Genomic DNA, 7,894 nt, shown 5'->3' with positions numbered 1-7,894 from the left:
CAGGGCCAGTAGGTGTCGCGGGCCCGGGAGGACCCGCTGGCCCCGCAGGTGAAGCGGGTCCCGCAGGCCCGCAAGGCTTTTCGGGCCCCGCAGGGCCAGCAGGTGTCGCGGGGCCCGGAGGACCCGCTGGCCCCGCAGGTACTCCTGGCGCCCAGGGCTTCCAGGGTGACACCGGCGCCCAGGGTGTCCAAGGTTCACAGGGCCCAAGCGCTGGGGCGCAGAGTACCGTCGTCACGGCGGCCGGTACTGGCAGCGCCATCGCGTCCTGCCCGGTTGGAACCTTTGCCGTCGGCGGTGGATTCGCGAACACGACCTCGGATGCCATCACCTTCAACGGTCCCGTAGGCGGGCCGCCGGCTACGGGTTGGCAGGCGAACACCGCCAGCGTGACAAGCCCCGTCAGCGCGTTCGTGGTGTGCACGCCGTAGGCCGCCATCGGCCCACGACCCCATCCGGATACCCGTATTCATGGCGGTACTGAGCGGCGGTGCCACCCGGACTCCGGTCTCGGGGGGCACCGCCCCGGTGCGGTTAACCACGCCTGACGGACCACTAGTTGAGTTGAATGACCAGATCGACGAGGTGAACCCCCGTGAAACGAAGGCAGCTGTGGGCAGGGCTCGCCGCGACAGCCGTTGTAACCAGTGTGGTAGCCGGCTGGGTTCAACTGTCCAAGGGAAATCCCGCAGCCACCCCGTCGGCGAAGTCCGGCCACGCGGCCTCCGCGGCCAAGCCGGTATCCGAGGCCGAGGCGCTGCTCCAAGCAGGCATCAAGCAGGGGCAGATCCACGACTTGCCTGGCGCGGCACGGACCTTCAAACGGGTCCTGGAGCTGGACTCCGACAATAAACTGGCCTGGTACAACCTCGGGGTAATCGCCCAGCACGACAACCGAACGGCTGACGCGCTGGCGGCTTACGACAAAGCTCTGAAAACCGATCCAGGTTTCGAGTCTGCCCTCTACAACAAGGCGATCCTGGTCGGGCCCAGCGACACCGATCAGGCGATCGCGATCCTGCAGCGCATTGTGGCTGCCGACCCAAAGGCCGCCACTGCCTACTTGAACCTCGGGCATGCCTTGGCGAAGAAAGATCACGACGAAGAGGCAAGGGGCGCGTTCGACCACGCCATCCAGGCAGATCCATCGCTCCAACAGCTCGTCCCGGAACAGTTCAAAGGTTCTGCGAGCGCAACACCGTCACCGTCAGTCACTCAGGCAGGTACCAACTGATGACGTCGTCCGCGACACCGAAGTTCTCCGTCTTCACCCCCAGCCACCGACCGCGTTTCCTGGACGAGTGCCTTGCGACTCTGCAAGCGCAGACCCGCTCCGACTGGGAGTGGATCGTGCTACTCAACAACGGCGCCCGATGGCGACCGGAGCAACCTGACGCCCGTGTACGGGTAGAGATCACGGACAGCATCACGGGTGTCGGAGCAGTCAAGGCCCGAGCCTGCGAACTTGCACGCGGCGAGATCCTCGTCGAGCTCGACCACGACGACCTACTGGCGAAGGACTGTCTGGCGGAGGTGGGGAAGGCGTTCGAGGAGAATCCCGAGGCCGTCTTCGTCTACAGCCACACCGCTCAGATCACCGAGGAAGGGAAGCGGGACGACTCGCGCTTCAACGAGGCACACGGTTGGCGTTACGAGGAGGTGGACGTTGACGGCCATCGGCTGTTGCAGGCCATCTCCATGGCACCGACGCCGCACAACGTCTCGTATATCTGGTACGCCCCCAACCATGTGCGGGCGTTCCGGAAGGACGCCTACGAGCAGGTTGGGGGGTACGACGCCACGCGCACGGTGTTGGACGACCAGGACCTCATGTGCCGTCTCTTCCAGATCGGCGACTTCCATCTCATCCCTCGATGCCTCTACCTGCAGCGGATCCACGCCAACAACACCCAGCGCGATCCCGAGGTGAACACGCATATCCAACGCGAGACCATCGCCTTGTACGACAAGTACGTTGAGGCCAACGCGCTCGCCTGGACCAAACGGCGCGGGCTGCTAGCACTGGACCTTGGCGCGGCGCATCGCAAACCGCCTGGATATCTGGGCGTGGACCAGTACCCGGGGGATGGCGTCGATATTGTCGCGACGCTGCCTGGGCGATTGGACCTCCCCGACGACTCGGTCGGCTTGCTCCGCGCGGTGGACTTCCTTGAGCATGTACCTGCGAAGATTCCGCTGATCAACGAGCTGTACCGCCTGCTGGCGCCGGGCGGCATGCTCCTCACGCTGACTCCGAGCTCTGATGGCCGGGGCGCGTATCAAGACCCGACGCATGTCGCTTACTACAACGAGAACTCTTTCTGGTATTATACGGATAACCAGTACCGCGCATTTGTTCCGGAAATTGATGCTCGTTTCCAGAGCTCCCGGCTGGTCACCTACTACCCGACCGACTGGCATTCCAGAAACAACATCTCTTACGTCTTGGCCAACCTGATCGCGATGAAGGACGGCGCCCAACGGTGCGGCGGCCTGCTGCTGGTGTGAGTCCTGAGCCCGGCAGGGGCGTTTCAAGGGTGGTTCTCGGTGTCGGTGAGCTGGTGGCCGACCAGCGCGTACCAGACGATCACCATGATGTAGGGCGATCAGTCCGAAGGGGACGGTGCGTTGGACGGCGAGTGGGGTGCGGTTGCGGGCCTCGCCGATGCTGAGGGTCTGTCGGACGTCGTGGAACGCGGTCTCGATCGCCCATCGGGCCGCGTAGCGTTCCACGATGCGCTCGGCGCTGCTGGTCAAGTCGGTGGTGACCAGGGTGGCGCCGTAGCCGCGGTCCGAAGCCCGCCGGTCGTGGTCCTCTCGCGGCGCCGTCGTGCTGCCAGGCGGCACCGAAGACCTTGCGGCCGGACCGTTTGAACAAGGTGTCGTCGACCGCGACCTGCAGTACCGCTCGGGCCGGCAGCAGGCGGTCGACGATCAGTTGGGCCAGGGACAGGCCGACCTCGTCGATGGACCAGCGGGCAGTGGAGAACGGGCGGTGGGCCCGGGCGTGATGCCAGACGCGCTCCAGGCCGATACCCAGCAGCATCCCGCACACGGTGCGGCGGCGGGTCTGCGCTATCAGCCCCGTCATGAGGGTACAGAACGTGCGGAACGTCGGAGCGGTGAAGCAGCAACGGCAGACAGCCGGCAAAGCGGACAAGGACGGCGGTATCGTTCCGTCAGGAAGCATCGGCGGCTCCCTCTCAGCCAGGGTGAACAGACACCGCCGATGCTTCTGTCTTCTCGTCACATCCCGTGCTCAGTAAAGCCAACCATCACCCGATCGAGGACGGACTGAACTTCCCGCACCAGTGTCGGCGTCGGGTTCAACCGCCGCCGACAACCAGAGCACCACGAGCCCGGCGCCCACCCTGAGGGGCGGGCGCCGGACCGCGCCTGGATGGCCCTCTCCCGAGCCCGACGCCTGGGGGCACCTACCTCTCAGGTGACCACGTGGGAGGCTCCGTGTCGTCGCCCGTTCCATCTATGGAGTGGAAGGGCGCGGGAGCCTTCGACGAGCGTGCTGCGAGACCGAACAGGTGGCTTCTGCCCGGTTCGTGATCTTCCCGTCAGAGGCGTATCGACCCGCAGCGGTCTTCGTGGGCTGACGGGCATGTCCTCCGCCCCAGCGGAGGATCGCCAGGCTACTGCCTACCGGCCAAGACAGCAGGTCTTGGGGCAGGAGGGCGCCTGCACGGTGGCCCCGGAGGTAGCGAGAATCGGGGTCACTCGCCGGTGTCCTGTGGGATGTCGGGGACCTCCCACGTCCCGTCCTTCTCGTCCGCCTCAGCCTTGGGGTCCGGACGGACCGTACCCAGGATCGGCATCCCGCCGATCGGCGACACCTTGACGGTCGCCCCGGCGTGCGGGGCTTGCACGACCAGGCCGCCGCCGATGTACATCGCAACGTGCGTCGCCCCGGAGTGATAGATGACCAGGTCCCCCGGCCGCAGCTCTTTCAACGGCACATGCTGAAGCTGCGCCCACTGCTCCTGGCTGGTGCGCGGGATCGGCCGGCCGGCGTGCAACCATGCCTGCGAGGTGAGCCCGGAGCAGTCGTATCCATCAGGGCCCACACCACCCCATACGTATGGTTTACCGATCTGCGCCAGCGCGTAAGTCACGGCCGCGCGCCCCGGCTGTGAGGGGGCGCCGTCATCCTTGCCGAGCACACCCGAGGCCAGCAAAGCCGCCTGTGCCTGGCCTTCCTCGGTCTTCTCCAAACGCTCAAGGTCTGCGCGCTGTGCACCGGTCAGGGAAGAGACCACGTGCTCGACTGCTGCCAGTTGCCTCGCGGCCTCAGCCTTCGCCTGCTCCTGCTCGGCGGCCAGCATCCGCGACCGCTCGAGGACACCCTCAGCCTGCTTCTTCAGCGAGTCCAACGCCGACTGGTCCGATTTCAACCGAGTCAAAAGGCCAGCCTGGGAACGGCTGGCTTCGGCCAGCAGCCACGCGGTATCGACCGTCTCGTACGGGTTCTTGGAGAGCAACAGGTCGGCAAAACCCGAGGCATCACCGTTGCGGTACTGGGCGGCGGCGAGCTGCGCCGCAACATCGATTCCAGCGTCCACCTGGCGTTGTTGGCGCTCCACCTTGGCCTTCAGGTCGTCGATCGTGCTCTGCTGCTGGGCAAGCTCGCTGACCGTGGCGTTGTAGCGCTCCGTGGCGGCCTCGGAGTTCTGGTAGAGCTGGTGGACCTGGATGAACAACGGGCCGAGGGCGGCCTTGGAGTCGGCCAGGGGATCGGAGCCGGGCGCCACGGCCGGGGGAGGTTCGGGCGCAGCGTCCGCGCTCCGAGCAGCCAGCGGAAGCAGCATCGCGGCGACCGTGATCACCACACAGCATCGCGGTACAGCCCGCGCCCACAGGCAGACCCCCGCCATTCCCATCTGGCGCACAGTCCCCATCGACTCATCTCCCATTCTTGGCACCCGTTCCGGCCAATAGCTGTCTGCACACAAATGATCAGATATGGACAGCCATATCCGGAGCCGACTCGCTCTATGCGGGACGCGCAACCCCTACTCCGCACGGTCGCGTGACTGCTGGTCGGCCCATTTCGGCGAGCGCACTGACAAACCATCACGGCAGTGCTCTGCTTCCCGCAGAGCCGCAGGAGGCCTAGATTCGAACAGGGGCCGAAATTCCTGGGCGGTGGGTGCAGGTCGGGTTCGTGGGAGGCTTCGCGGCACGACCCGGTTCGGACCGTCCCGCCAGTCATGCCCTTGGCTCAACAAGTAGGTTGTGGCTTACGAAGTCGACATAGAGAAGATCGCCGGCCGCCCGCAGCCCCGCCATACACACCGTCAACCACAGGTATCCACACAAGCCCAGCGCCGTCTCGTCGGCATGCTGCGGTCCAGGTTGGAGAAGGACCGGGGTGCTGCTGCCGGATGTCGAGCCGTCGCATAGCCGCGGCTGCCGGACGTGGACGTACTGGGGCCCGGCCGCTTGATTCACCCGCGGCGGCGTACTCCGCGGGTGCGAGTAACGGCGTCACATGACCTTTGGCCGTGGTGATGGGTGAAGTGTTGTTGGATTATTAGGCCGCTCAAGTGATTCTCGGATGACGCGCCATATTTCTTGAAGCGGTTTCTCGGGAGACACCAGTCCGTGTGGAAAAGATGAACCGGGCCGCTCTCGCGGCCAGCCTCCCGCCCCGCCGCAGCGTCGAGTCGTCCCTCCTGCCGTCGGCGACATGACTGGCTCTCCTGCTGTGCTTCACAAGGGATCTTCCATGGGCTCACGTATCAGGTGCGGCACCTCCATCGCCGCTCTCACCACTCTCTCCAGCGTGATGTGCTTCGCCACACCGGCCTACGCAGCACTTCCCTCGCCTATCGCGAGCGCGTACGTCGTGTCGGCCGATGCCATCGGGTCGATCGTCGCCGTGTCGCCCACGCCGCTCTCGACCTACCCACCCGGTGGTACGCAGACCCTGCTCGGCATCAACGCCGGGCCGTTTGTCACCAGCTCCACCCTGACCTCCACCACCGCCGGAGACCCCGCCACCGGGACCTCCAGCGCCTCCGCCACGGTGCAGCAACTCGCCGTCAACCTCGGCATTCTCGGCTCCCTGAGCCTCACCGGTGTCAACTCCAGTTGCAGCGCGACCCCCAACGGGGCGACCGGGTCCGGAGTGATCGCCAGCGGCACCGCCACCGTCGACGCCCTCCCCCCGGTAGCCCTCCAGGCACACGCGGCACCCAACACCAGCGTCAACCTCGCGGGTCTGGGTACGCTCACGCTCAACGAGCAGTCGACGGACGCCAACGGGGTGCTCACGGTCAACGCCGCGCACCTGGTGCTGTTGCCGCAACTCGGCGCAGCCAACGTCGTCGTCGGGCACGTCCAGTGCGGAGGCGCGGCTCCTGCTCCGTCGGTCACCAAGACGGCGGCGGAGAGTTCGTTCGTCGAGGGGCAGACGCTCCACTACACGTTCCACGTGAAGAACAACGGCACCCAGCAGCTGAGCAACATCGCGGTAACGGACAACGGCCCGGGTTCGCCGACGGTCAGCTGCCCCAACGCCACGCTGCTGCCAGGCGCCTCGGAGAACTGCACCGCCACCTACACCGCGACCGCCGCGGACGTGGCGGCGGGCGAGATCACGGACACCGGGACGGTCACCGCCACCCTCCCCGGGGGTGGCACAGTGACTGGTAGCAGCAGCTCGCTGACCGTCCCGCTCAGGGCGCTGTCCATCACGAAGTCGGCGATCGACGCGGACTTCCAGGCCCCCGGTGAGACGGTCCACTACACCTACACCGTCACCAACACCGGCCAGGCCCCGCTGACCAACGTGGTCGTGACCGACGTGACGCCCGGTGTCACCGTCTCCGGCTGCGGCACCAACCAGCTGGGGCCCGGCCAGTCCACGACCTGCCAGGCCACCTATATCACGACGGCGGCCGACGTCGCCGCCAAGACGATCACCGACCAGGGCACGGTCACCGCCACCGACTCGAACGAGCAGACGGTGACCGCGAGCAGCAACACGGTCACCACCCCGCTGGCGGCACTGTCGGTCGTCAAGACCGCCTCCCCGGCCCGGTTCACCGCGGCGGGGCAGACGATCCACTTCACCTTCCATGTGACTAACAACGGCACCACGCCGGTGAGCAACATCAGCGTCGTGGACACCGGTCCGGGTGCGCCGGCGGTCACCTGCCCCGCAACCTCGCTTGCGCCCGGTGCCTCGGTGGACTGCACCGCCACCTACGTCACCACCGACGCGGACGTGGCCGCAGGCAAGATCACAGACACGGCGACCGTGTCGGGCACGACAGAGTCCGGCCAGATCATCACCACCACCAGCCAGGGCGTCACCACAGTGCCGCTCGCCGGCCTCAAGGTCGTCAAGGCTGTCGAGGAGACCGCGTACTCCGCCCCCGGGCAGACGCTGCACTTCACCTTCACCGTCACCAACACCGGCGGAGAGAATCTGAGTTCACTCGCCGTCGCGGACAACGGCGCCGGCTCGCCGACGGTGACCTGTCCGGTGACCACGCTGGCGCCGGGTGCCTCCACCATCTGCACCGCCACCTACACCACCACCGAAGACGACGTCGAGGAAGGAAGGATCACCGACAACGCGACGGTCACCGTGACCGACCCCGAAGGCGGCGCGGTGACCGCAACCAGCAACACGCTCGCCATTGTCAAGTGCACCCCGTGCGAGGACCACGACCACGGTGGCTGCAAGGGTGACCACCCCGGGGGCCACGAACACGGGGACGAGAACGGCCATGGCCACGGCCACGATGGTGAGCACGAGAACGGCCACGAGAACGGCCATGGCCACGGCCACGATGGTGAGCACGAGAACGGCCACGAGAACGGCCACGGCCACGGCCACGATGGTGAGCACGAGAACGGCCACGAGAACGGCCACGGC

The 7,894-nt window shown here is 66.5% G+C and carries 4 protein-coding genes and 2 pseudogenes; 3 read left to right on the top strand and 3 right to left on the bottom strand.

Annotated elements, in window-relative coordinates; all coding sequences use genetic code 11:
• Positions 1-592 precede the first annotated feature (592 nt).
• Both UK12_RS31090 and UK12_RS37050 read left to right on the top strand, forming a co-directional pair.
• Positions 593-1,231, top strand: a complete 639-nt coding sequence (locus tag UK12_RS31090) for a tetratricopeptide repeat protein (protein ID WP_082120100.1) — start codon at positions 593-595, stop codon at positions 1,229-1,231.
• Positions 1,231-2,505: a glycosyltransferase gene (locus tag UK12_RS37050; RefSeq protein WP_052682338.1), complete on the top strand. Its 1,275-nt coding sequence runs from the start codon at positions 1,231-1,233 to the stop codon at positions 2,503-2,505. Before UK12_RS31090 ends, UK12_RS37050 begins: the two co-directional genes overlap by 1 nt.
• 126 nt (positions 2,506-2,631) lie before the next feature.
• Here UK12_RS37050 and UK12_RS45240 read toward each other — a convergent pair.
• The 3 genes and pseudogenes from UK12_RS45240 to UK12_RS31080 form a co-directional block, all read right to left on the bottom strand.
• Positions 2,632-2,844: pseudogene (locus UK12_RS45240) on the bottom strand (transposase); the annotation flags it as partial.
• Positions 2,828-3,187: pseudogene (locus UK12_RS45235) on the bottom strand (transposase); the annotation flags it as partial. The pseudogenes UK12_RS45240 and UK12_RS45235, both read right to left, overlap by 17 nt.
• 535 nt (positions 3,188-3,722) lie before the next feature.
• Positions 3,723-4,835 (bottom strand): C40 family peptidase, encoded by a 1,113-nt coding sequence (locus UK12_RS31080; protein WP_156179042.1) that lies wholly within the window; start codon positions 4,833-4,835, stop codon positions 3,723-3,725.
• A gap of 899 nt (positions 4,836-5,734) precedes the next feature.
• Between UK12_RS31080 and UK12_RS31075 the strand changes: the two genes are divergently transcribed.
• A partial coding sequence (locus UK12_RS31075; RefSeq protein WP_197085317.1) for a choice-of-anchor P family protein occupies positions 5,735-7,894 on the top strand: 2,160 nt, incomplete at its 3' end.

This window comes from Saccharothrix sp. ST-888 (assembly GCF_000955975.1).
In the GTDB taxonomy this organism is placed as follows: Bacteria; Actinomycetota; Actinomycetes; order Streptomycetales; family Streptomycetaceae; genus Kitasatospora.
The sequence above is the reverse complement of the archived record's forward strand: the minus strand, read 5'-3'. Positions and strand labels throughout refer to the sequence as shown.